Source organism: Streptomyces sp. NPDC060366 (genome assembly GCF_042725135.1).
Taxonomy (GTDB): domain Bacteria; phylum Actinomycetota; class Actinomycetes; order Streptomycetales; family Streptomycetaceae; genus Streptomyces.
Genome location: NZ_JBHXDC010000002.1, coordinates 507873 through 533474 on the forward strand (window position 1 = coordinate 507873; position 25602 = coordinate 533474).

The 25602-nt window shown below is 71.6% G+C and carries 15 protein-coding genes; 7 read left to right on the forward strand and 8 right to left on the reverse strand.

The features are described 5' to 3' along the window. The first annotated feature begins 106 nt into the window (after nt 1-106). From ACFWHU_RS06955 to ACFWHU_RS06970, 4 genes are all read left to right on the forward strand, one after another. On the forward strand, nt 107-1111 hold the full coding sequence (locus ACFWHU_RS06955) for an SDR family oxidoreductase (RefSeq protein WP_387224198.1): 1005 nt from the start codon (nt 107-109) through the stop codon (nt 1109-1111). A 210-nt stretch (nt 1112-1321) separates the two neighbouring features. Next, a complete protein-coding gene (locus ACFWHU_RS06960; RefSeq protein WP_387224199.1) occupies nt 1322-2593 on the forward strand; it encodes a sensor histidine kinase in 1272 nt (423 codons plus the stop codon). Continuing rightward, nucleotides 2578-3231, forward strand: a complete 654-nt coding sequence (locus tag ACFWHU_RS06965) for a LuxR C-terminal-related transcriptional regulator (protein ID WP_385793027.1) — start codon at nt 2578-2580, stop codon at nt 3229-3231. Before ACFWHU_RS06960 ends, ACFWHU_RS06965 begins: the two co-directional genes overlap by 16 nt. Nucleotides 3232-3436: 205 nt before the next feature. Beyond that, complete coding sequence (locus tag ACFWHU_RS06970; RefSeq protein WP_385793026.1) at nt 3437-4957, forward strand: DUF1996 domain-containing protein; 1521 nt, start codon at nt 3437-3439, stop codon at nt 4955-4957. A 60-nt stretch (nt 4958-5017) separates the two neighbouring features. On the opposite strand, the gene ACFWHU_RS06975 is transcribed toward ACFWHU_RS06970, so the two are convergent. Then, nucleotides 5018-5527, reverse strand: a complete 510-nt coding sequence (locus ACFWHU_RS06975) for a hypothetical protein (protein ID WP_387224200.1) — start codon at nt 5525-5527, stop codon at nt 5018-5020. A gap of 131 nt (nt 5528-5658) precedes the next feature. Between ACFWHU_RS06975 and ACFWHU_RS06980 the strand changes: the two genes are divergently transcribed. Both ACFWHU_RS06980 and ACFWHU_RS06985 read left to right on the forward strand, forming a co-directional pair. After that, on the forward strand, nt 5659-8817 hold the full coding sequence (locus tag ACFWHU_RS06980; protein WP_387224201.1) for an alpha-N-acetylglucosaminidase: 3159 nt from the start codon (nt 5659-5661) through the stop codon (nt 8815-8817). Nucleotides 8818-8939: 122 nt separating this feature from the next. Further along, nucleotides 8940-10895, forward strand: a complete 1956-nt coding sequence (locus ACFWHU_RS06985) for a hypothetical protein (protein ID WP_387224202.1) — start codon at nt 8940-8942, stop codon at nt 10893-10895. Nucleotides 10896-10939: 44 nt separating this feature from the next. Here ACFWHU_RS06985 and ACFWHU_RS06990 read toward each other — a convergent pair whose 3' ends face one another. Further along, nucleotides 10940-11455: a hypothetical protein gene (locus ACFWHU_RS06990; protein WP_387224203.1), complete on the reverse strand. Its 516-nt coding sequence runs from the start codon at nt 11453-11455 to the stop codon at nt 10940-10942. Between the two features lie 52 nt (nt 11456-11507). Here ACFWHU_RS06990 and ACFWHU_RS06995 point away from each other — a divergent pair, with 52 nt between their 5' ends. Next, nucleotides 11508-12257, forward strand: a complete 750-nt coding sequence (locus ACFWHU_RS06995) for a TetR/AcrR family transcriptional regulator (RefSeq protein WP_387224204.1) — start codon at nt 11508-11510, stop codon at nt 12255-12257. A 24-nt stretch (nt 12258-12281) separates the two neighbouring features. Here ACFWHU_RS06995 and ACFWHU_RS07000 read toward each other — a convergent pair whose 3' ends face one another. The 6 genes from ACFWHU_RS07000 to ACFWHU_RS07025 all read right to left on the reverse strand — a co-directional run bounded on the left by ACFWHU_RS07000 (nt 12282) and on the right by ACFWHU_RS07025 (nt 25598). Further along, a complete protein-coding gene (locus tag ACFWHU_RS07000) occupies nt 12282-12989 on the reverse strand; it encodes a DUF4230 domain-containing protein (protein WP_387224205.1) in 708 nt (235 codons plus the stop codon). A 114-nt stretch (nt 12990-13103) separates the two neighbouring features. After that, nucleotides 13104-15143, reverse strand: a complete 2040-nt coding sequence (locus ACFWHU_RS07005; RefSeq protein ID WP_387224206.1) for an ATP-binding protein — start codon at nt 15141-15143, stop codon at nt 13104-13106. 146 nt (nt 15144-15289) lie between these two features. After that, nucleotides 15290-20572, reverse strand: a complete 5283-nt coding sequence (pulA, locus tag ACFWHU_RS07010) for a pullulanase-type alpha-1,6-glucosidase (RefSeq protein ID WP_387224466.1) — start codon at nt 20570-20572, stop codon at nt 15290-15292. Nucleotides 20573-20763: 191 nt separating this feature from the next. Then, on the reverse strand, nt 20764-22464 hold the full coding sequence (locus ACFWHU_RS07015; RefSeq protein ID WP_387224207.1) for a carbohydrate-binding module family 20 domain-containing protein: 1701 nt from the start codon (nt 22462-22464) through the stop codon (nt 20764-20766). A 354-nt stretch (nt 22465-22818) separates the two neighbouring features. Continuing rightward, nucleotides 22819-23904 carry a LacI family DNA-binding transcriptional regulator gene (locus ACFWHU_RS07020; RefSeq protein WP_385793014.1) on the reverse strand — a complete coding sequence of 362 codons (1086 nt, stop codon included), beginning with the start codon at nt 23902-23904 and terminating at the stop codon, nt 22819-22821. Beyond that, nucleotides 23889-25598 carry a glycoside hydrolase family 13 protein gene (locus ACFWHU_RS07025; protein WP_387224209.1) on the reverse strand — a complete coding sequence of 570 codons (1710 nt, stop codon included), beginning with the start codon at nt 25596-25598 and terminating at the stop codon, nt 23889-23891. The genes ACFWHU_RS07020 and ACFWHU_RS07025 overlap by 16 nt, the downstream gene beginning before the upstream one ends. Nucleotides 25599-25602: the final 4 nt, after the last annotated feature.

Below are 25602 nucleotides of genomic sequence, written 5' to 3' on the forward strand. Positions count from 1 at the left end.
TGCCATCCCCGTGACGCGTGCGGCAGATGGTGCTTACGCCGTTGACCTGCTATGCCCGCAGCAGAAGGGATCCGGTAATCGGACAGCCCCGTGGCAGGGTTCCCCCATGAGACTTCTGATACTGGGTGGTACCGAGTTCGTGGGCCGTGCCGTGGTCGAGGCCGCGCTCGCGCACGACTGGCAGGTGACGGTCTTCCACCGCGGGCACCACGAGCCACCGGCGGGCGTCGATGTCCTGCACGGTGACCGCACGGCCCCGGACGGCCTCGCGGCCCTCACCGCCACGACGGGGGGCGCGGCTCCCGAGTGGGACGTGGTCGTCGACACCTGGTCGGGCGCCCCGTCGGCCGTGCTCGACGCGGCCCGGCTGCTGGCCGGCCGGGCGGGGCACTACGCGTATGTGTCGAGCCGTTCGGTGTACGCGTACCCGACCCCCGCCGGGCTCCCGGAGGACGGCCCGCTGGTGGAGGGCGCCGCCGCCGACGCCGGGCAGCGTGACTACGCGCGTGACAAGCTCGGCGGCGAGCTGGCCGCCGAGGCAGCGTTCGGCGACCGCGCGCTTCTGGTGCGCGCGGGCCTGATCCTCGGTCCCTGGGAGAACGTGGGGCGGTTGCCGTGGTGGCTGGGGCGGATCGCGCGCGGCGGGCCGGTGCTCGCGCCCGGACCGCGTGACAACCCGTTGCAGTACATCGACGTACGCGACCTCGCCGAGTGGACCCTCGACGCGGCGGCGCGCGGCCTCGGGGGCGCGTACAACCTGGTGAGTCCGCCCGGTCACACCACGATGGGCGGGCTGCTGGAGGCGTGCGCCGAGGCCACCGGCTCGGACGCCGAGCTGCGCTGGACGGATCCGGACGCGATCCTCGCCGCCGGGGTCGAGCCGTGGACGGACCTGCCGGTCTGGCTGCCGCGCGGTGAACTGCACGACATGATGCACCGCGGCGACGTCTCCAAGGCGCTGGCGGCGGGGCTGCGGTGCCGGCCGGCGCGGGAGACCGTCCTCGACACCTGGGCCTGGCTCCGGTCGATCGGCGGCACGGCCCCGCAGCGCCCGGACCGCCCGGCGCTCGGGCTGGCGCCGGAGGTGGAGGCGGCGTTGCTGGGTCTGTGAGTGCTCCTGCGGTGCGCGGAGACGGTGGCGGCGGGGAGGGCCGGGGGCGGGGATGCCGGGGGCGCCCGAGTGGTGCTAGCTACACCACCGATTGGGGGCGGAGCCAGCTCCCGTGGGCCGGGCCCCGCCCGGCAGACTGATGCTCGTGCCCGCTGGTCGGGCCGAGGGCCGGGGGCCGATGGGGCACGGGCGACGAGGAGAGGAACGACGATGAACAGGACGAAGAGGGTAGCCGCGGAGGCGGCGACGACCGCGGGCCGGGGGCTGGTGCTCGGGGTCACCGCCGTCGTGGGCTCGGTCACGCTGTTCGTCCTCTCGGTGCTCTCGATCGCCTTCATCATTCTGGGCATCGGCGTCTTCACCACCCCGCACGTCCTGCGGGCCGTGCGGGCGCACGCCAACCGGCGCCGGCTGCTGGCGGCGACCTGGTCCGACGTCAGGATCCCGGTTCCGTACCGCCCGATGCCCGCCGATCTGCGCTCCGGTGTCACCGGCCAGGTGGAGCGGACGACGCTGATGCTGAAGGACCCGGCGACCTGGCGGGACCTGGCGTGGCTGATGGTCGACATGACGGCGGGCGCGATCGTCGCCTTCGTCTCCCTGGGGCTGTTCGCCTACCCGGTGGAGGGTCTCGTGCTGGCGGCGGGGCTCTGGCGGGTCTTCGAGGAGGGCGGCTCGTACTGGTACGGGTTCGTCCCCGTCCACAGCCAGTTCACGGGTGTGCTGGCCGCCCTGCTGGGCGCGGCGATCGCGGCGGTGGGCGTGCGGTACGCCAAGGACGTGCAGCGCGGTCACTTCCTGCTGGCCAAGTCCCTGCTCGCGCCGAACCAGGACCAGGAGCTGGCGCAGCGCGTCGCCCATCTCACCGAGACCCGGCACGACGCCGTGGACACCTCCGCCGCCGAACTGCGCCGGATCGAGCGCGATCTGCACGACGGTGCGCAGGCCCGCCTGGTCGCCATGGGCATGGACCTGGGCACGATCGAGGCGCTCATCGAGAAGAACCCGGCCAAGGCCAAGGAGTTGATCGCCAACGCCCGCAAGTCCTCCGCCGAGGCGCTGACCGAACTGCGCGACCTGGTCAGGGGCATCCACCCGCCGGTACTCGCCGAGCGCGGTCTGGGCGACGCGGTGAAGGCGCTGGCCCTGCGGCTGCCGGTGGAGACCGACGTACAGGTGGATCTGCCGGGCCGCGCCGAGGCGCCGGTGGAGTCGGCCGCGTACTTCGCGGTGAGCGAGATCCTCACCAACGCGATCAAGCACTCGAACGCGGACCGCGTCTGGATCGACATGACCTACGCGGAGTCGATGCTGCGGGTCAGCGTCGGCGACAACGGCGTCGGCGGCGCGAAGATCGGTTCCGGTACCGGGCTGAGCGGACTGGAGCGCCGACTCGGTACATTCGACGGCATCCTGGCCGTCAGCAGCCCCGCGGGCGGCCCCACCATGGTCACCGTGGAGATCCCTTGCGAGTTGTCCTAGCCGAAGATCTCTTCCTGCTCCGTGACGGCCTGGTCCGGATGCTGGAGGCGTACGACTTCGAGGTCCTGGCCGCCGTGGAGACCGGACCGGAACTGACGAAGGCGTTCGCGGAACTGGAGCCGGACGTCGCCGTCGTCGACGTCCGGCTCCCGCCGTCGCACACCGACGAGGGACTCCAGTGCGCCCTCGCCGCGCGCAGGGAGCGTCCCGGACTGCCCGTCCTCGTCCTGTCGCAGCACGTGGAGCAGTTGTACGCGCGCGAGTTGCTGGCCGACGGCAACGGCGGCATCGGCTATCTGCTCAAGGACCGGGTCTTCGACGCGGACCAGTTCATCGACGCGGTGCGCCGGGTCGCCGGCGGCGGTACGGCGATGGACCCCCAGGTCATCCAGCAACTGCTCTCCCGCCGCGCCCAGGACAAGCCGATCGGCCAGCTGACGCCGCGTGAGCGCGAGGTGATGGAGCTGATGGCACAGGGGCGGTCGAACGCGGCGATCGCCGCCCAACTCGTCGTCACGGAGCGGGCGGTGTCGAAGCACACGTCGAACATCTTCGGGAAGCTGGGGCTGCCGGTGTCGGACGACGACAACCGGCGCGTGCTCGCGGTGATCGCCTATCTGGACCGGGGACAGCAGTAGTGACGGCCGGGGCGCTTCGGCGCCCGTGTTGTCCAAGGGACCGCCGGGCGGGGTGTGTTGGGGGCATCCGCCCGGTTTGTTGATGGAGATTTCTATGAATTCCCCCGGCGGCTGAACAGGCCGCGAATGACGTCCGTATGGAACGGAGCGCTTCCTCCCCCCGCCGGAGATCCCCCTGAACCGGCACCGAAGCTTGAGGAGTTCCATGGGACGCACGTCAAGAAAACGCTCGACAGTGGCGAACCGGGCCATCGCGGCCGCGGCAGCCTTGATTCTGGGCGGGGGTGGGCTGGTAGCGGTAAATGTCTACGCATCCGCTGGAGAAGGCGGCTCCGGCCAGGATCAGCGCATCCAGAATGCCGGACGCCAGATGTCCACCATCGACTGTCCCGAGGTCGTCAATGAGCTCACCAAGGTGCCGAGGCGCGCCCGTGCTCAGGTCGACCGGGAACTGGCCAGGATGGATTCGCAGATCACTGCCGCCTACAAACGGTTCGCCGACAACAAGACAAAACTGGAGAGAGATCCGAAACTCACCGAGCGGAAGATCCTCAAACCGCTGAAGCAGAAGAGGCTCGCCAGCCTCAAGCGCATCCGTTCCGCGCTCAAGCGCGCGGGGCACTGGCAGAAGAGCCTGGACTCGCTGGCCCCCTGCACCATGCGCCCCGACGACAGCACCAACGAGGGCGACCCGGGCGGCGGCCAGAACGGCGGCCAGGGTCAGAACGGCGGCCAGGACGGCGGACAGAACGCCGGTCAGGACGGTGGCCAGGGCCAGAACGCGGGCCAGGACGGCGGGCAGGGCGGCGACAACGGCGGTAACGGCGGTCAGCCCCCCGGCAACGGCCCCGAGGCCTCCGACTTCGTCGACATCGAGTCCATCGAGCCCAACATCCAGCAGCCGCAGGAGCAGGAGCAGGCTTCGACCGGCACCTTCACCACCGAATGCGGGCGGAACGAGAACGGCCTCTTCAACTCGGACAACGTCATCGCCGCGCCCGGTGTGAGCAACGGCGCCCACCACAAGCACGACTACGTGGGCAACCAGGCCAACAACGCATTCGCGAGCGACGACGACCTCGCCAACGGTGAGACGACCTGCAACGAGCAGGGTGACAAGTCCACCTACTACTGGCCGGTGATCCGCCTCCAGAACGGTCAGAACGAGGCCGACGCGAACGAGGACGGCGGCGGCAAGGACGGCAACGTCGGAGAGATCCAGACACCGTCCGAGGTCACGCTGCAATTCGCCGGCAACGCCACTTCCAAGGTCACGGCCATGCCGCGCTTCCTGCGCATCATCACCGGTGACGCGAAGGCGTTCGTCAACGGCGACGCCAACGCGAATGCCTCGTGGAGCTGCACCGGATTCGAGGACCGCCAGCTGAAGGACAAATACCCGATCTGCCCCGCGGGCAGCCAGGTGGTGCGTTCCTTCGCCTTCCAGAGCTGCTGGGACGGTCAGAACACCGACAGCGCGAATCACCGCACCCATGTGGCGTTCGCCGACGAGAACGGTCAGTGCCAGGAGGGATTCCAGGCCATTCCGCAGCTGAAGCAGCGGATCGTGTACGACATCCCGCCGGGCCCCGGATTCGCGGTGGACTCGTTCCCCGAGCAGTTGCACAAGCCCATCACCGACCACGGTGACTTCATCAATGTCTTCGACGACAACGTGATGACCAAGATGGTGGACTGCATCAACACCGGCAAGGAATGCAACTAGCCGTATGACGTGATCCGCAGGCGCCGGACGAGCTTCCCGCTCGTCCGGCGCCCGCGCGTGTCAGCCCTTCTTGTGGTGACCCGAGTGCCCGTCCCCGCCCTCGCTCTCACCGCTGCCGCCGTCGCCGCCACTGGCGCCGCTGCCGCCGTCGCTGTCGCTGCCGTCGCTGCCACCGCTCCCCGAGTGGTGCTCGGGGGCCGTCTCGATCGTCCCGCCCAGCCGGCCGCGCAGCGTCTCGACCACCTTCGCGTCGCCGCTGGCCACCCACCTCCTGCCGACGAGATACGAACCGCCGTAGTCGTTGGCCTCGTTGATCCACTCGCGCAGACCGCGGTCCGTCGCGAAGGTGGTGAGGATGTATCTGCCGTCACCGGTCTTGCAGTTCGCCTGACGCAACTCTTCCGCGTCGGTCTGCACGTTCGGATCGCATGTGGCCTGCTCGGCCAGCTGTTCGAGGCTCCCGGTCGCCGTCTTCGGCGTCTTCGGGGCCTCGTCGTCGTTCGCGCCGCAGCCGCTCAACAGGGCCAGGGCCAGCACCACCAGTGCCAGTCGGGGTCGTTCGGTACGCATTCGGCCATCGTGCCCTCTCGACAAGCCCCCGCGCGGGTGAACGGGGCATCACATCGTTGCCCACCCCCCTCCCCGTCATTAACGTGCGCTCCGCATGCACCTGTTGTCACACCCGTCACAGAGGACCGCTGATGACCGAGCTGCCGAGTTCCACCCCTCCCGCCCCGGCGCCCGTGCCCGCCGCCCCATCCAGACGCGTCCTGCTGGCGGGCGCCGGGGCGATCGGCGTCGGTACGGCGCTGACCTCGCACTCCGTCGCCGCGGCCCGCCCCGCCGCGCCGCCGTCCGCCCCGGCGCCCGTTCCCGCGCCATCCCCCGCGTCCGACGACAGTGCCGCGACCGCCGCCGCGCGGGCCGCCGTGGAGCGACTGCTGCCCCGCCACGCCGACCAGTTCCGGTTCCGGGTGACGCGCGGCCCCGAGCGGTTCCGGGTCGCCGGGTCCGCCGGCCGGATCGAGGTGTCGGGCACCGACGCCGGCGTCCTGCTCACCGGGGTGCACTGGTATCTGAAGTACGCGTGCGGCGCCCACATCAGCTGGTCGGGCAGCCAACTCGACCTGCCCGTCACGCTGCCCGCGCCCCGCCGCCCGCTGGAGCGCTCGGCGACCGTAAGGCACCGGTTCGCCTTCAACGACACGCACGACGGCTACACCGCCCCGTACGCCGACTGGCCGCGCTGGGAGCGGATGCTCGACGTCCTCGCCCTGCACGGCTGCAACGAGGTGCTGGTCACCACCGGTCAGGAGGCCGTCTACCACCGGCTGCTGACCGGCTTCGGCTACTCCGACACCGAGGCCCGCACCTGGCTGCCCGCGCCCTCGCACCAGCCGTGGTGGCTGCTTCAGAACATGAGCGCGTACGGCGGCCCGCTCTCCCCCGAGCTGATCGACGCACGCGCCGTGCTCGGCCGGCGGATCACCGACCGGATGCGTGAACTGGGCATGTCCCCGGTACTGCCCGGCTACTTCGGCACCGTCCCGGACGGCTTCGCCGCCCGTAACCCCGGCGCGAGGACCGTGCCGCAGGGCAGTTGGAACGGGCTGCCGCGCCCCGACTGGCTCGACCCGCGCACCCCCGTCTTCGCCGAGGTCGCCGCCGCCTTCTACCGGCACCAGGCCGATCTCTTCGGCGAGGTGAACCACTTCAAGATGGACCTGCTGCACGAGGGCGGCAGCGCGGGGGACGTCCCCGTGCCCGACGCCGCCCGCGCGGTCGAGACCTCGCTCCACACGGCCCGCCCCGGCGCGACATGGGTGATCCTCGGCTGGCAGACCAACCCCGTGCCGGCCCTGCTCGACGCCATCGACACCGACCGCGTGCTGATCGTCGACGGCCTCTCCGACCTGGACTCGGTCACGGACCGCGAAAGGGACTGGGGCGGCGCGCCGTACGCCTTCGGCACCATCCCCAACTTCGGCGGCCGTACGACGCTGGGCGCCAACTCCGACCGCTGGACGGAGCGGTTCACCGCCTGGCGCGACAAGCCGGACAGCGCGCTGGTCGGCACGGCGTACATGCCGGAGGCCGCCGAGCGCGACCCGGCCGCCTTCGAGCTGTTCAGCGAGCTGGCGTGGCGTCAGGATGCGGTGGACCGGGAGAGCTGGTTCCGGTCGTACGCGGATCTGCGCTACGGCGGCGAGGACAGCGCCGCGCGGGACGCCTTCGGGGTGCTGGCGGCGACCGCGTACAAGCTGACGACGGCCGACGGCCGCCCCGTCGACTCGCTGTTCTCCCGCCGCCCCTCCCTCACCTCGTCCGTCGGGACCGCCTTCGACACCGGCGAGTTCGACAAGGCCTTCGGCTCGCTGCTCGACGTGGCGGCCGGGCTGCGCGGCTCGGACGCGTACCGCCACGACGTCACGGAGCTGGCCAGGCAGGCGCTCGCCAACCGTTCCCGGCTGCTGCTGCCGCAGTTGCGCGGCGCCTACCAAGGAGGCGACGCCGCCACGTTCCGCGCGCTGGCCGCGCTGTGGCTGAGACTGATGCGGCTGAGCGACACGATGGCGGGCTGCCACCGTTCCTTCCTGCTCGGTCCGTGGCTGGAGGACGCGAAACGGCTCGCGACGAGTCCGGCGGAGGCCGCGACACTGGAGTGGTCGGCGCGCACGCTGATCACCACCTGGGCCGACAGATCGGCCGCCGGGCATCTGAGCAACTACGCCAACCGCGACTGGCAGGGCCTGCTCGCCGATGTCCATCTGCCGCAGTGGCAGGACTATCTGGACGAGCTGGCCGACGCGCTGGCCGCCGGGCGCGAACCGAAGACGTTCGACTGGTACGTGGACGAGGACGCGTGGACGCGGGCGCGCGGCGGCTATCCGGTGCGGGCGACCGGGGACGCCTACCGGACGGCCCTGCGCGTACGGGACACCCTGGCCACCGCCCCGTACCAGGGCGCCGTCACCGTCACCGCCGACCCGCTCGCCTTCACACCGGGCGGCGAGGGCACGGTCAGGGCCGACTTCCGATACCTCAACGGACTGCGCGGCACCGGCCCCGTCGACTTCGCCCTGACCGGCATCGACGCCCGGCCGGACGGCCCCACGCGGCTGCCCGCCGTCGCCCCGGCCGGCACCGGGTCCGTCTCCTGGTCCGTGACCGCGCCCGACGAGCCCCTGACGGCGCCGCTGCGCCCGCTGTCGTACTCGCTGGCGCTGGAGTACGGACCGCGCGGCGAGGAGCGCGTGCGGACCGTCCAGCGGGGCGCCGTGTACGTGGCGGGGCCACTGACATCGGGCTGGCGCACGTACAGCAACAACGGGGCGGTGTTCGGGCAGTTCGGCGAGCGCTTCGCGGTCAACGGCGCGGGACAGGACCTGTGGCGGGCGACCACGCAGTTCGGGACGGCCTTCAAAGAAGGCGCGTTCAGGGACGGCGTGAGCGTGACGGTGCGGGTGGACGCGCAGGAGAACACGGGGGCATGGGCCCGCGCGGGGATCATCGTCCGCGACCGCCTGGGGACGCCCGGCTCACCGGGCATCATCAACCTCGCCGTGACGCCGTCCAACGGGGTGGTGCTCTCGTACGACACGACCGGCGACGGCACCCTCGACACCTACCGGCGCGTCACGGGCGTCACGGCTCCGGTGCTGCTGCGGCTGGCCCGCGCGGGAAGCGGGTTCACCGGCTCGTGCTCGAAGGACGACGGTTCGACGTGGCAGACGGTGGCCACGGTGCCGGTCCCCGGCGCGGCTGGCGTACAGGACGTGGGTCTGTTCATGAGCGCGACGAACGGGAGCAGCGGGCTGCGCGGCACGGTCGAGTTCAGCGGGTGGTCGGTGACGGGGTAGGCCCGGTCCCTCCAGCACACGCCGACCGGGCCGCGTGGGCGGTCCGGTCGGCGGCGTCGACAAACGCCCCTGGGCGTACGGCGGTTGGGTGACCATCCGACGAATGGATCGTTCTGCTGGACGTGCCCCCACCCGACACCGCCACGGCCGCCCCCGCCGCCCCGGTTCCTCCCGCCGCCGCCCCCATCGACGTCGAGCAGGCCGAGGCCGCCCTCGTCGAGCACTATCAGCGGCTGGCGCGGCTCGCCTATCTCGTGCTGCCTCCGTCCCTCGGGCGCAACCGCCGCGTGCTGACCGCGCACGCCCTCGTCCAGCGCTCCCTGCCGCGCGGCCGCACGGCGGCGACCACCGAGAGCGGATACGACTACGTACGAGGCCGGGTGCTGCGGCAGGCGCTCGACGCAGGGCGCACGCTGCGCCGCGCGGCGTGGCCCCGGCGCGCCCAACTGCCGCCGCTGCTGCCGCACGTGTGGGGCCTGCGGCTGTTCCCGCGCTCGGGCGGGGCCGACGAGCTCGCCCTCGACCGGCGTCTGTCGACTCTCTCCGGCGGCGCCAGGGCCGCCTTCGTACTGAGGGGGCTGGAAGGGCTGCCCGACACGGACGTGCGCCGACTGCTCGCCGCCGCCGGTGTCGAGGACCCGCACGCCGCGCTCGTGGAGGCGGACGGCATCGGTACGGAGGGTGTAGCGCTGCTGGAGTCCCCCGAGTACGACCCCTGTTCGCTCCAGGCCCGCCCCACCGATCTGCTGCGGCGGCGCCAGCACGTGCGCGCCGCGGTCGCGGGCGTCGCCGCCGTCGCCGTCTGCGGCACGCTGCTCGCTCTGCCCGGCGGCGGCTGGGGCGCGAACGGCGCCGCCGCCCCCTCGTACGCGCGCAACTCGGCGGCGGAGGCCGCCCTGGACCCGGCGAAGGTGCTGCGCGTTCCGGCGAACGCCTGGCGGGCGTCTGCCCGTACCGACTTCTCCGTGTGGCCCACGCGCGGCGCGCTGGCCGCCGACCGGCCGCTGCTGCGCCGGGCGCTGGCGGTCTGGGCGAGACCGGGCGCCTCGGTGCGGGTCTCGTCGACGCCGGCCACGCCGGTGGGGCCGCCGATGGGACCGGCGCAGTTGCTGTACGCGGGTGAGGTGGACCGGGCGCGGGTGGTGCTGCTGTACGACGGGCTGCGGATCGCCCGGTACGCGGAACCCCGCACCGGCACGGGCCCGGTGGCGCTGGACTTCGCCCGCGTCGACGGGGCGGCGGCCGACACGGCGCCGGGCGCGGCCCCGGCCACGTACGCGCTGGTCGCCGGGCGTACGGACGGCAACGTGCGCTATCTGACGGCGCCCTGGGTGACGGCGACGTCCGTACGCGATCTGCTCGACCCGGCCGGCGAAGCGGCTCCCCTGCGGCGCGGCGCGGACGGCGTGACGGACCCGCTGCCGACGCCGGGCGCGAAGCGGGAGTGCGGGGCGTGGGACGTGCTGGAGGTGGCGGAGAAGGCAACGGCCGGCGGCGCGGGCGCCGTACGGCTGCTGACCGACCTCGGCGAACTGACGCCCGCCCGGCTGACGTCCGGCCCGCCGACGGCGCCCGCCGACGTGTCGGGCGACGCGGCGCGCGCCGCGTGGGCGCGGACGGCGTGTCTGCTGCCGGCGATGCGTTCGCACGGTGTGCGGACGGTGAACTCCTGGCAGTACGCGAGTCAGCCCCTGCCCGAGTCCAACGGCGGCGCGCGCTGGGTGTGCACCCGCGCCGACACCTGGCGCGGTACGGACAGCAGGGTGCTGGCGCAGTTCCAGGCGCCGTCGGCGAAGGCCGGGGCTCCGCAGCCGGGCGCGATCGCGGCGCGGGCGCAGGACACGGCGGCGTGCGGGGCGCGCGAGCCGCGGGTGCTGGCGGGTGTGCTGTGGAAGTCGCGGGCCGGCCGGTGGTACGTACTGGCGGCCGGCGGCGGCGAGTTCCGCTCCGTCCGTACGACGGGCGGTGTCACGGGCGACGCGCGGGGGCGGCTCCTCGCGGTGCCCGCGAAGCCCGGTGACCGGGCGGAGCTCGACGGGCGGCTGGCCGACGGCACGCGGGTGGGCGCGCTGCGGTGACGGCCGGTGGCGCCGCCCCGGCCGGGGCGGCGCGGCCGTTCGGCTCAGGGCAGGAGCAGCCAGTCGGTGGCCAGCGTCGCGGCGAGGCCGACACCGAGGACCCAGGTGGCGAGGCGGGTGCGGCCGTGCCTGCTGAGTTCGATGACGACGCCGCAGAGGATCATCGCGAGCCCGTAGACGCCGACGACGAGGACGGAGCTGCGGTTGGCGAGCCGTACGGCCAACAGCGCGGCCATGGCGACCAGAAGGACCGAGGCGACGGTGACACGGATACGTCGGGCCTGGCGAGGGGTGAGGGCGGTGTCGTCGTGGTCGGCGTCCGCCGGCGTGCCAACACCGGCGTCCCCGGGATCGCCGACACCGGTGTCCGGCCCGCTCTCCTGGTCGATCTCCGGCCCGGTGTCCGGGTCCCCCGCCGACGCGTCCGTCCTCTTCGGCTCCCCGGCTCCCGTCGTCCCCTCGGCCCCGGACCCCGCCTCCGGTTCCGGCTTCGGCTCCCGCTTCGACTCCGGCCGCGATTCGGGCGTTTCGGTGACCTCTTCCTGGTCAGATGCGCTCATGGTCGGCGAGCGTAACCGACAGGGTTCGACCACCGACGGTTAGGCTGTTCATATGACGACCGGGGTCCGACGCAGAATGGGCGTCGAAGAGCGACGCCAGCAACTGATCGGTGTCGCGCTGGAACTGTTCAGCCACCGCTCGCCCGATCACGTCTCCATCGACGAGATCGCGGCGGCCGCCGGCATCTCCAGGCCGCTGGTCTACCACTACTTCCCGGGCAAGCAGTCGCTGTACGAGGCCGCGTTGCGGCGGGCCGCCGACGAACTGGCCGAGCGCTTCGTGGAACCGCGCGAAGGGCCGCTCGGCGCCCGGCTGCTCCGGGTCATGACGCGCTTCTTCGACTTCGTCGACGAGCACGGCCCCGGCTTCTTCGCGCTGATGCGGGGCGGTCCCGCCGTGGGTTCGTCGACGGCCAACGCGATGATCGACGAGGTGCGGCAGGCCGCGTACGAGCAGATCCTGTCCCACCTCTCCGTCCAGTCACCGCCGCCCCGGCTGGAACTGGTCGTGCGCTCCTGGGTGTCCCTCGCGGAGTCGACGGCGCTGCTGTGGCTGGACGGCCGCCGGATTCCGCGCGGAGAGCTGGAGTTGCAGCTGGTGCACGATTTCGCCGCGCTGGCCGCGGTGAGCGCGGCGTACGACGACGAGATGGCGCGGATCCTGCTGCCGGTGCTCGCCGACGAGCCGCCGGGCGGACCGTTCGGCGATCTGCTGACCCGTCTGACGGCTCTGGCGGCGGCGCTGCCGGTACACGTGCGGGTATCGGTGCCGACGCCCCTGCCGACACCGCGCACCGCGTAGACACCTCGCCGACGGCAGCGGCGGTCAGCCCGCTTCCCCGTAGACCACCGTCACTTCCTTGAAGCCGAGGGAGGTGAGCAGCCCTTGCAGCATGCTGGTGGTGTTCTTCTCCGCGCGCTCGGTCAGCCCGCTGTCCTTCGCGGCGTCCTGGATGTGCTTGGCGGCGAGTTTGTTGACGGCGCGCTCGTCGGCCGGGTTGTCGGAGAAGAAGTCACCGAGCCGGTCGAGCAGTCCGCGCTGTTTGGAGACGGCGTACGACCGGTCGGCGTCCAGCGTCGCCTTGCCGAGCCGGGCGTGCGGCAGCCGCAGCGTCGCCGTGGTGCGCTCCTTGTTGACCTGTACGTTCTCGTCCCCGATCCCGCCGAGGTCCACGTACGAGCCCACGCTGCCCGCGCCCACGTAGAGCGTGCGGCTTCCCTTGATGGTGTCGGGGAGGAACTTGGCGTCCTTCTCCAGATCCACCACCACCTGGAAGTTCCCGGACGCCGCCTGGTAGCGGCTGAGGTCCTGAATGGACTTGAGAAGCGTCGGCCCGGTGCGATCCTTCGTCTTCTCGCCGAAGACGTCGTCGAAGCCGGGCACGAGATCGAGCCTGCTGCCGATCCCGAGCAGCAGGACGATCACCACGAGTCCGACGGGCAGTTTGATCCACCAGGGTGCTCGCGACACACGCGAGGCCGGGGCCCCGCCCTGGCTCTGTTCGGGTTCTGGTTTCACGTCGGTGGACGTCATACCTATCGGGTTACCCGTCCGGCGGGGTTCACGCTCCGCCGAGGACCGCAACAAGTTCCGGCAACGACCGTGCATGAATCGAGCGTTGGCGGTGCGGCGGCGAGGTCGCGCCGGTCAGGGCAGCGGTCCGCGCAGCGCCCGCGCCAGACCGTGGGCGCTGTTCTCGGACAGACCCCGGCGGAATCCGTCCTCGTATCCCCGGTCGCCCGCCGCCTCGCGGGCCCGGCGTTCGCACTCCGCGCGGACCGCGGCAAGTTCCGGGGTGCCGCGCTGAGGGTGGCCGACCATGTCCCAGTAGGCCTGGCCGGTGCCGTAGACACGGGCGGCCCGTTCGCCGTCGCCCTGGGCGGCGACCGCCGCCGCCAGCAGATCGAGGCCGAGGGCGATGCCGAAGCTGTCGCGCAGCTGGTGTTTGCCGGCGAGCATCGAGCGGGCGTGGGTCTCCGCCTCGTGCGGGCGGCCGCTCAGGAGGTGGACCAGGGAGAGCTGGTAGTCGGCGTACGAGCGGGTCCAGCATTCGCCGCGTGCCGCGCACTCCTCGCGGAGGGCGGCGGCTTCCTCACCGGCCTCGCCGAGCCGGCCGAGGCCGGTGAGGGCGAAGACGCGGACGAGGCGGCAGCGCAGTTCGGAGGGGTAGGAGAAGCCGTCGCCGCCGACGGCGCGCAGCGCGCGGTCGGCCACGGTGTGGCCCGCCTGCGTGCGGCCCGTCATGAGCGAGGTGAGGCCGAGGAGGTACGCCGCCGAGAGCGTGGACTCGGGGTCCTTGTCGCGCCAGGCGGCCCTGACGCACCGTTCGCCGAGCCGGTGTGCGCTCTCGTGGTCGCCCTGGAGCATGACGGTCAGTCCCAGCGCCCACATGGTGCGTGTGCGGTCCGGGCCGGGCGTGTGGTGGGCGGCGAGGGTGCGCTCCAGGTAGATCCTGGCCTCGTGGAGGTGGCCGCAGCAGGTCCAGAAGAAGCCGACCCGGCCCGCCATCTCCTGGGCCGCCGCAGGGTCGGTGGCGAGGAAGTGGTCGAGGGCGGCGCACAGTTCGGAGTGGCTGTCGGCGATTCTCCCGTACCAGGCGACCTGGTCGTGGCCGAGCCATCCGGCGTGCGCCTCGCGGACGAGCGCGGCGAAGTACGTGGCGTGACGGTCGGCGAGCGCGCGTTCCTCGCCGAGTTCGGCCAGCCACAGGGCGCCGTACTCGCGCAGTGTGTCGAGCATCCGGTAGCGGGCGCCGTCGCGGCGGATCACGGAGCGGTCGGCGAGACCGGCGAGGGCGCGGGTGACGTCGTCGGCGGAGAGCGGGCCGCCGGAGCAGACGGCGCGCGCGTCGGCCTCCTCGATGTCGCCGCCGAACACGGCGAGCCTGGCCCACAGCAGCCGCTCCAGCGGGGCGCAGAGTTCATGGCTCCAGCCGATGGCGGTGCGCAGCGCGCGGTGGCGCCGGGGCCAGGCCGTCCCGTCGGTCAGGAGGTCGAGGCGGGAGGTGAGCCGCTCGGCGATCTCCTCGAGGCTGTTCTCGCCGAGGCGCGCGCAGGCGAGTTCGAGGGCGAGCGGGATGCCTTCGAGGCGGCGGCAGATCTCCTGTGCCGCCACCACGGCTGCCGGATCATCGAGGGAGACACCGGGCGCCGCCGTCGCGGCACGCTCGCGGAACAGGGCGAGCGCCAGGCCCTTCTCGTCGTCGCCGTCCAGCGGCAGGGGTGACACCTCGACGCGCTCCTCGTCGAGGGTGCCGAGCGGTTGCCGGCTGGTGGCGAGGACGGTGAGGCCGGGCGCGGCGGTGAGCAGGTCGGCGACGAGCTGGGCGCAGGGGTTCACCAGCCGTTCGCAGCAGTCGAGTACGAGCAGTGTCCGGCGGTCGGCGAGCCATTCGCAGAGCGCTTCGACGGGCATCCGCAGGGTGTGGTCGGAGAGTCCGACCGCGTCGGAGACGGTCACGAGGAGCAGCCGGTCGTCGGTGAGCGGTGACAGGTCGGCCCACCGGACACCGTCGGGGAACCGCTCGGCGGCTCTGTCCGCCGCCCGGAGCGCCAGTCTGCTCTTGCCGACGCCACCGGGGCCGGTGAGGGTGGTCAATCGGTGTGTCCGCAGGGCGTGTTCGACGGTGACCAGCTCGGCCGCGCGTCCTACGAAACTGGTCGTCTCTTCGGGAAGGTGTCCCACCACGGGGACAGTCTGGCCCAGTTGGGGACCTTGACTGCCACCCGTGGTGAGAACCGGTCAGAATCGGACTTGTTCTGTCAGGTGGTCGGGTCCGTCACCGGCCCTGCCCACCCGTGGGACCTCTCGTGGCCCCTCTCGTGTCCCTTCGCTCACGCGCCCGCCCGGAAGACCGCCACCGTCCGCGCGGGCACCGTGAAGGTGCCCGAACTGACCTCGTACGAGGCCTTCTTGACCGTCGCGTCCGAGCCGGCCGCCTGCACCGGGTGCAGTCCGTACGCCCGGTCCGCCAGCGCCGGGACCCGCTGCTCCGAGCTGTCCGGGCCGGCGTTGAAGACCACCACCAGCTCACCGAGGCGCATCGTGATGACTCCCGGCGTCTCGTCGGGTCCGGAGAGCGGGAAGGAGAGCGCCGACTGGACGGCGCCGGTGGAGGAGAGGCGGAAATCCGCCTCCGTGGTACGGATCCTCAGCAGGTCCTGGTACGCGGCCGAGGCGCCGGAGATCTCCGGGCAGCCGGGCGCGATGCCCTTGGTCCCCAACAAGGGCTTGGCGTAGGGCCACTTGTCCTCGTTGTCGGCGGCCGGCGGCAGTCCCCGCCCGAAGCCGTTGCCGTCCCGGCAGTCCCAGTTGATCGCGTTGAACCAGTCGCCGCTGTCGTAGGAGTTGCGGTCCAGCGACTTGGAACGGAGCAGGTCCGTCCCCGCCTGGGACAGCGACGGCCCCTGGGTGAGCGTCGCCGTCGCCATGGCGAGCACCTGCGCCCTGGCCCGGTCGGCGGCCGGTGTGGCGCGCGGCAGCTTGAACGCCAGGGCGTCGTAGAGGCTCTCGTTGTCGTGCGCGTCCGCGTAGGCGAGTGCGTCGCCGGGCGCGGCGGCGTATCCGGCGGGTGCTCCGTTGTAGTCGACGTCGGAGCCCTTGACGGTGCGGCCCGCGCTGTCGGTGAAGGAGTAGTCGGCGAGATTGCCGCTGAGACCGACCTTGATCAGGTCCTGGTAGTGCAGCAGCCTCGCCCGCTGCTCGGCCGGAGTCCCGTTCGCCTCCGAGGTGTTGGGGTCGGTGAACAGTCCGGAGGCGAATCCCTGGACGCCCGGGTCCTCGTCGAAGGGACCGCCGCCGCGCACCGCGTCGCGCGCCCGGTCTGAGAAGGTCGCGATCCCGGTGCCCGCCATGTTCTTCTGTGTGGCCTGGACGAAGCGCGCGTCACCGGCGATCTCGCCGAAGTCCCAGCCCTCTCCGTAGAGGACGATCGACTTCCCGTCGACCCCGTCCCTGGCGACGGTCAGCTCGTCCAGCGCCTTGCGGACGGCGATGATGTTGGCCTTGGGGTGATGGCCCATCAGGTCGAAGCGGAAGCCGTCGACCTTGTACTCCTTGGCCCAGGTGACCATCGAGTCCACCACGATCTTGCCCATCATGGCGTTCTCGGGCGCGGTGTTGGCGCAGCAGGTGGACGTCGCCACCGTGCCGTCGTCGAGCAGCCGCTGGTAGTAGCCGGGCACGATCCGGTCCAGTACGGACTTCGGGTCCTGCCCGCTTGCCACGGTGTGGTTGTAGACGACGTCCATCACGGTCCGCAGTCCGGTGGCGTTGATGCCCTGCACCATCCGCCGGAACTCCACCGTGCGCTCGGTGCCTTCGGGGTCACTGGCGTAGGAGCCCTCGGGCACCGTGTAGTGCAGCGGGTCGTAGCCCCAGTTGAAGCCGTCCTTCGCCGCCGCCTTGGCGACGCACGCCTGCTGCTCGTCGGAGTCGGGGGCGTACACGGACAGGTCGCAGGCCGGTTCCTGCTGGTCGGACTTCTTCTCGGGGATGGTGCCGATGTCGAAGGCGGGCAGCAGATGGACGTAACTGGTCCCCGCGTCGGCCAGCTCGGCCAGGTGCTTCATGCCCTTCGATCCGGTGTCGGTGAAGGCCAGATAGCGGCCGGGGTGGCCGGAGGTGCGGTCGGCGATCGAGAAGTCGCGGACGTGCAGCTCCTGGATCTGCGCGTCGCGCATCGGGACGGCCGCCGGCTTCTTCAGCGCCGACCAGCCCTTGGGCGCGAGCTTCGGGTCGGTGAGGTCGACGGCGAGACTGCGCGCGGAGTCGGTGGTCAGAGCGGTCGAGTACGGGTCGGTGACCTTGTTGATGACCATCTTCCCGGTGCTCGGCGCCCAGACGTCGACCACGTACCTGTACGGCTTGCCCGTCCAGTTCCGGCTTCCCTCGACGGACCAGACGCCGCTGCGGTCGTCGCGCCGCATCGGCACGCTCTTCCCGTCGAGTTCGAGCGCGACCCGCCGGGCCGTGGGCGCCCACACCGACAGCGTGGGAGTTCCCTTGCGGAAGACGGGGCCGAGCGAGGCGCGTGTCGCGTCGGCGCTGTAGAGGTCGTCGAGCACGCCGGGGACCTGTACGCCGGTCGCGTCGAGCAGCGCCCCGTTCGCGGCCCGCTGCGTCGCGATGAGCTGGCCGCGCAGGGACTCCTTCACCCTGTCCCGGTCGCGCGGGTCGACCGTGAACGCCGGAAAGTCCTTCAGATGCGGGTACTTGGCCTTCTGCGCGTCGGTCAGCGTGCCCGGTGCGAGCCGCAGCCACCGCCCCTCGTCCGACAGCGCCCCGTTCTCGACGGTGATGCCGCCGTCGGGCGCATACACGAGCTGCTGGCTGGTGGCCTCGGTGGCCTTCACCTTCCAGACGACGGTGTCGCGGTCGATCCACTGCGCCTCGGCCTTGCCGAGATCCGGCGTGGGTACGGCGCCGGCCGTCGGCAGCAGATACTTCGGCCGGCCGCCGAGCAGCCAGACCTCGTTGCCGTACGTCGCGAGGTCGAGCGACTGGTCGGACGGCAGGTCCTTCTCGTCGCCCTTGTGCAGGATGTAGCTGAGTGACGTGGCGCCCTCGGCGAGCGGCACCTCGTACGTCACGCCGTACGCGTCCTCCTTCACCGGTGTCAGCGGCTTCGCCCAGTCGGTCGGGTCCTTGGCGCCGGTCCAGGTGTGCAGACCCCAGCCGTCGTACTTCCCGTCGGCCCGCTGGTAGTGCAGCACGGCCTTGGTCTTGTCCTGCGGCGGGTAGGCGCCGTCGGGGGTCTGCTCGCTCTGGCCGTCCGCGCCCTGCTCGATCCAGACCTCGCCGGTCTTCGCGAGGTCGACGGTGCGCTCGGGTCCGTCCGGTGTGCCGTCCTTGACGACGTTGTACGGGACGGTGGTCGCGCCCTCGGTGACATCGACCCACGCGAACGCGCCGTACGCGTCGCGACCGGTGAACTCGGCGGCCTTGTCACCGGACTTGAGCTGCCAGCCGTCGTACTTCCCGTCGGGGCGCTTGTAGTGCACGATCGCGTGCTCGCGCTCGACGGCCGTGGGCGGCTGGGGTGCGGGTGCCTGCCCCGCGGTCGAGGAGGCGAGGTCCGAGGCGGTACGGCCCCGGCTGTCGACGACAACCGCCTTGTAGCGCAGGGGTGTTCCGGCGGCCACCTTGTCGTTCAGATGCTGGGTGACCTTGTACGGGGCGTGGTCGGCGCTGCCGAGGGTGCGCCACTTGCCGTTGCCGACCTGGGCGGCGAAGACGACGCGGTTGAGCTGCCCGCCGTCGACGTCCGCGCCGATCTCGACGGTGCCGGTGGCCCCGGCGGCCGGGGCTTCGAGGGTGATCGAGGGCTTGGCGGCGGGCGTCGCGAGCGGTTCGGCGGCGCGCAGGACGACCGCCGACAGCGCCGGGACGGTGACCTCGATCTTCGCGTCGGCGCCGCTGCGTATGGTGCCCGAAGTGCCGTACAGGGGACGGAAGTCGGTGCGCGCCGATCCGGTCGGCACCCGCACGGTCTTCGGGGTCGTGGCGTTGTTCACGGCGACGACGTACTCGACCCGCTCGCGCGCGTCGGTGCGGGAGAACGCGTACACCGAGTCCGCCGCGTACCGCTGTGTCTGTACGCCGTCGCGCAGGGCGTGGTGCCGCTTGGTGAGCTTCGACAGTTCCGCGACGGACCGGTAGAGCGGGTGTGTGGGGTCGTACGCGTCGGAGGCGTGCGTCCGGTCGGTGCCGAGCTGGTCGTCGTCCAGGTAGTCGGGGGTCTTGGAGGCGAAGAGGCTCTGGCGGGCGTCCTTGTCACCGCCGGGGCCGGTGAAGCCCTGCTCGTCGCCGTAGTAGATCACCGGGTTGCCGCGCGAGAAGAACATCAGCTCGTTGGCGAGACGGGCCCGCTTGAGCAGTTCGGTGTCGCCGGCGTCCGGGTTGTCCTGCTTGAGGAAGGTGCCGATCCGGCCCATGTCGTGGTTGCCGAGGAACGTCACCTGCTCGTAGGCGTTGGCCTTGTCGGTGGTGTAGCGGTAGTCCTCGCCGAAGACCTTCGCCGGCCGCTCGGCGGACGCGCCCTGCGAGGCGTAGGCGCGCACCGCGTCCTGGAAGGGGAAGTCGAGGGTGGAGTCGAGCCGCCCGCGCGTCACGTACGGGGAGGTGACGGCCGTGTCGGCGGAGTAGACCTCGCCGAACATGAAGAAGTCGTCGCGGCCGCGCTTCGCGGCGTAGGCGTCGAGCGCGGTGGCCCACTGGGTCCAGAAGTCCAGGTCGACGTGTTTGACGGTGTCGATGCGGAAGCCGTCGATGTCGAAGTCACGGACCCACTTCTGATAGATCTCCGCCATCCCGTCGACGACCTCGGGCCGCTCCGTCCACAGGTCGTCGAGCCCGGAGAAGTCGCCGTACTCGGAGCTCTCCCCGGCGAAGGTGGAGTCGCCCCGGTTGTGGTACATCGTCGGGTCGTTGAGCCAGGACGGGACCTTCTTCTCGCCCGCCTTGGGGGCGGGTGTGTACGGGAACGCGTCCGTGTCGACCCTGCCGATGCCCTCGCGGTCGTCGAAGGGCCGGCCGTCCTTGTCGAGGTACGGATAGGCGCCCTTGGGGCGGTAGCCGTACTTCTTCTCCGCGTAGTCGACGGTGTCGGCCGTGTGGTTGGTGATGACGTCGAAGAAGACCTTCATGCCCTTGTCGTGGGCCTTGTCGATCAGCTTCTCCAGCTCGGCGTTGGTGCCGAAGTGGGGGTCGACCTGGGTGAAGTCGGTGATCCAGTAGCCGTGGTAGCCGGCCGACATGTCGTCGCCCGTGCCCTGCACCGGCTTGTTCTTGAAGATCGGCGCCATCCAGATGGCGGTGGTGCCGAGCCCCTTGATGTAGTCCAGCCGATCGGTGATCCCCTTGAGGTCGCCGCCCTGGTAGAAGCCCTTGTCGGCGGGGTCGTGACCGGTCTGGCTACGTGAACCGGTCAGTCCTCCCCGGTCGTTGGACCGGTCGCCGTTGGCGAAGCGGTCGGGCAGCACGAAGTAGAACTGTTCCCGCGTCAGTTCGTGACGGGCGGGTTCGTCGGCGAGCCGGGCGTCCGACGGCGGGGCCGGGGCGCGGGCGGCGACGGCCGGCAGCGCGGGCACCAGGGCCGCGCACAGGGCGGCGGCCACGACGGCGACGGCCGTTCTGCGCGGGAGCGCGGGCAGGGGCGGGCGTTTCACGGGAGGGTCTCCTCGGAGTACGGGAAGAGGGCCGGCCCGGCGACGCGCGGGGGGAGGTCGGATGCGCGTCGCCGGGGCGGCCGGATGGTGCGGGGGGTGCCGGAGTGCCGGAATACCGTCAGGGACGGGTCGGGGAAGGGTCAGTTGCGCCAGGTGTCGTTCAGCGTCAGCCCGCCCGAGGTGGTGCTGGGCACGGTCGCCGTGCGGTTGGCGCCGCTCTCCCAGGTCGCGTTCCCGGCCGCGTCCTTGCGGACGTACTTGTAGGCGAAGGACGTACCGGCGGGCAGCGGCACGGCCAGCTTCCACACCGGGTAGGCGGCCGGGTCGAGCTTGAGCGCGGCCCCGGTGTTCCAGTTGCCGAGTTCGGCGCGGTCACCGGTGACGTAGATGTTCTGGCCGGGCTGGGTGGTCGCGTTGACGCCGAACGTCACCGCGGACTGGCCGGGCTGCGGGTTGCCGCCGCCGCAGCTGCGGGCCCCGGCGTGCAGGGCGACCGCCGTGTTGGCGCCGAGCGTCGCAGTGAACTGGCCCGAGCCGTTCACGGTGACACCGTTGCCGCTCTGGACGTCGCAGTATCCACCGGCGGGCAGCGACGTCTGGAAGGTGCGGCTGAGCGAGGAGCCCGTGTAGTTGATGGCGACGTACGCCTTGGAGCCGCGGCCGAAGGCGATCTGGTCGCCGCCGTTGTCCCACCAGTCGGTGACCGCCTGGCCGCGTGCCGCGTTGCGGAAGCCGACCATGGAGGAGATCTCGCGCCAGTCGTGCTGGCACTTCCAGCCGCCCGTGTAACAGGCGTTCACGGTGCCGCCGTTGGGCGGTCCGGCGTCGTGGTCGCTGAACTCGTAGCCGGAGTGCACGTCGGGCGAGCCGTACGGGTAGGCCAGCATGAAGACGTTGGCCAGCGTGTAGGCCGCGCCGTTCTTGTAGTTGAGGGTGTCGCCGCCGCGCTCGGTGTCGTGGTTGTCCACGAAGACGGCGGACCTGCCGCTCTCTATGAAGCCCCAGCCCTCGCCGAAGTTCTTCAGATAGGCCAGGTTCTCGCCCAGGAAGACCTGCTTGAGGCCTCGGCCGTAACGGAATTCCTGTACGTCTCCGGTGCCCAGGTACTCGGCCGGCGACACGGCCTCGCCACCGCCGTAGATGGCCTCCTGCTTCCAGTACACGCCCGGACTGCTCAGCCTGGACTTGATGTTGGCGAGGTCGGCGGCCGGCATGTGCTTGGCGGCGTCGATCCGGAAGCCGTCCACACCGAGCGACAGCAGGTCATTCAGGTACGTGGCGATCCGCCCGCGTACGTAGTCCTCACCGGTGTCGAGGTCGGCGAGTCCGACGAGTTCGCAGTTCTGCACGTTGCCGCGGTCACCGTAGTTGTTGATCTGCGAGCGGCAGTCGTCCATGTCGGCGCCCGAATAGATGCCGGGGTACTCGTACTTGGTGTACGAGGTGCCGCCGGTGCCGGTGCCCGATCCGGCCGACATGTGGTTGATGACGGCGTCGGCGACGACCTTCACACCCGCGCCGTGGCAGGTACTGACCATGGACTGGAAGGCGGCGCGGTCGCCGAGCCGGCCGGCGATCTTGTAGCTGACGGGCTGGTACGAGGTCCACCACTGACCGCCCTGGATGTGCTCCTGGGGCGGGGACACCTGAACGTAGCCGAATCCGGCGGGGCCGAGGCTGTCGGTACAAGCCTTGGCCACCGAGTCGAAGCGCCACTCGAACAGGACGGCGGTGACGTCCTTCTCGCCGGGGGGCGCCGCCTGGGCGGGGCTTCCTGGCGCGACGAGGGCGGCCGCGCCTGCCACAAGGGCGAGCGCGAGGGCGGGAGCTCTGCGGGCCATATTTCCTCCTGCGTGGGGGGAGGTGCGGGTGACGGGAGAGACCTCGCACGGCAACGCGCCCTGCCCTCAAGGCTCCTGAATGTTCTTGCTGCAAGAAAGCAAAAGCTTGCCGCGGAGCAGACCGTACGAGCCCTGTCGGTCCCGGTCAACCCTCTGGACAACACCGGGTAATACCCGCGAAATATCTGAGTGATGACGTGCAAGCGCTTCCGCAAGAGATTGCGCCGGGGTACGTTCGTCACGACTCCGGTCCGGTCGGACGGGAGGTACCGGCGACGCCGGGACCCCACGCGCCCGGCCGGCCGGGCCGGTCACTCGCGGCCCAACCGGATCCGGCCGGTGGCCGGTTCGTCCTCAATCGCCGGACGGACTCTCAGTACCCGTCGGCGCGCCCGCCGTCGATCCCCGGACCACCAGCTCCGGCTGGAACACATACTCCGTACGCTGCACGGGACTTCCCCCGATCTCCTCCAGCAGCGCGCTCACCGCCGCCCCCGCCATCGCCTGCACCGGCTGACGGACCGTCGTGAGCGGCGGGTCGGTGAAGGCGATCAGCTGCGAGTCGTCGAAGCCGACCACCGAGACGTCCTGCGGGACCCGCAGCCCTCGTTCGCGGGCGGCCCGCACCACTCCCAGCGCCATCATGTCGCTGCCGCAGACGATGCCCGTGCAGCCGCGGTCGAGCAGCGCGCCGGCCGCCACCTGGCCGCCCTCCACGCTGAACAGCGTGCAGCACACCTGCTCCTCGGCCTCCTCGCGCGAGAGCCCCAGGCAGACGCCCAGCGCGTCGATGAAGCCTTCGCGCTTGCGCGCGGAGGGCACGTACCGCAGCGGTCCCGTCGCCAGCCCGATCCGCCGGTGCCCCAGATCGGCGAGGTGCCCGACGGCCATCCGCATGGCCGCCCGGTCGTCCAGGGACACGAACGGCGCGCTGACGCGGTCGTTGCAGCCGTTGATCATGACGAACGGCACCCCGCGGTCGATGAGCGCGGCGTAGCGCGACGGGTCGGCCGAGGTGTCCGCGTGCAGCCCGGACAGGAAGACGATGCCGCCGACGCCGCGCTCCACCAGTTGCTCGACCAGCTCGTCCTCCGTCGCCCCGCCCGGCAGTTGGGTGCACAGGACCGGTGTGTAGCCGTGCCCGGCCAGGACCTGTTCGACGGCCTGCGCGAACGCCGGGAAGATCGGGTTGATCAGCTCCGGGGTCACCAGACCGATCAGCCCGGCGCTGCGCTGCCGCAGCCGTACGGGACGCTCGTACCCCAGGATGTCGAGGGCGGCGAGGACCCGTTGGCGTGTGCTGTCCGCGACGCCGGGCTTGCCGTTGAGCACCCGGCTGACCGTCGCCTCACTGACCGATGCCTGTCCCGCGATGTCCGAGAGCCGTGGCGTACCGGCTCCGGACGACTTGGGGAGGGGCAGCGTCACACCGTCCACCACACCGTGGTGTCGGCGGGCAGCTCGGCCTCGTGGCCGCCGTCGGCCGCAGAGGAGTCGGATTCCGTGAAGGTGACGGTGCCGGGCCCGCTGGCCAGCAGCAGGCTGCCGCGCACCGGGATCCGGACCGGCGCGCCGGTGGTGTTGACCGTGCAGAGGAAGCCGGGGCGGGCGAAGACGAGTACGCCTTCGGGCGCGTCCTGCCAGTCGACGGACGATCCGGCGCCGAGCCCCGGGTGCGCGCGCCGGGCGGCGATGGCCGCGCGGTACATCTCCAGGCTGGAGCCCGCCACCCCGGTCTGCGCCTCGACGCTCAACGCGCCCCAGTCGAGCGGCATCGGGAGCCAGCTGCCGCCGGAGCCGAAGCCGAACGAGCATCCCTCGCGGGTCCACGGGATCGGCACCCGGCAGCCGTCGCGGAAGCCGTCCTGGCCCGCCGCGCGGAAGTACGAGGGGTCCTGCCTGGCCTCGTCGGGGAGGTTGGTGACGTCGGGCAGCCCCAGCTCCTCGCCCTGGTAGAGGTAGGCGGAGCCGGGCAGGGCGAGCATCAGCAGCGTCGCCGCGCGGGCGCGGCGCAGGCCCAGTTCGCGGTCGCCGGCGTCCCGGAGCTGGGTACCGAGGGCGACGGGGTGGGCGAAGCGGGTGGCGTGCCGGGTGACGTCGTGGTTGGAGAGCACCCAGGTGGTGGGGGCGCCCACGGGACGCATCGCGGCGAGCGAGGTGTCGATGACGTCGCGGAGGGCGGCGGCGTCCCAGAAGGTGCTCAGATACTGGAAGTTGAACGCCTGGTGCATCTCGTCGGGGCGCACGTAGTTCGCGGTGCGCTCGACGGTGGGTGTCCATGCCTCGGCGACGGCGATCCGCTCGCCGGGGTACTCGTCGAGAATGGTGCGCCAGCTGCGGTAGATCTCGTGCACACCGTCCTGGTCGAAGAACGGCATGACGTCATTGCCCAGCAGCTTGAGCTGGCTGTCGCTGCCGATGTCGGGGAGCCCGGCGGCCTTGACGAGTCCGTGGGCGACGTCGACGCGGAAACCGTCGACGCCCATGTCGAGCCAGAAGCGCAGGATGGAGCGGAACTCGTCGGCGACGGCCGGGTGGTCCCAGTTGAAGTCGGGCTGCTCGGGCGCGAAGAGGTGCAGATACCACTCGCCGGGGGTGCCGTCCGGGTCGGTGGTCCTGGTCCAGGCGGGTCCGCCGAAGATGGACTCCCAGTCGTTGGGCGGGAGTTCGCCGTCCGGGCCCTTGCCGGGGCGGAAGTGGTAGCGGTCGCGCAGGGCCGATCCAGGACCGTCCTGGACGGCGCGGCGGAACCAGTCGTACTGGTCGGAGGAGTGGTTGGGCACCACGTCGACGATGATCCGCAGGTTCAGTTCGTGCGCGTCGCGGATGAGCGCGTCCGCGTCGAGGAGGGAGCCGAACATGGGGTCGATGGCGCGGTAGTCGGCGACGTCGTAGCCCGCGTCGGCCTGCGGCGAGGCGTAGAACGGGCTCAGCCAGACGGCGTCGACTCCCAGTGCGCGCAGGTACGGCAGCCGGCTCCGTACGCCTTCGAGATCGCCCATGCCGTCGCCGTTGGAGTCGGCGAAGCTGCGCGGATAGACCTGGTAGATCACCGCGTCCTGCCACCAGCCGGAGCGGTGGCCCGGGGCGTCGTCGGACGTGCCGGTGGAAGGGGCAGCGAGGTGCTGGGTCATGTCG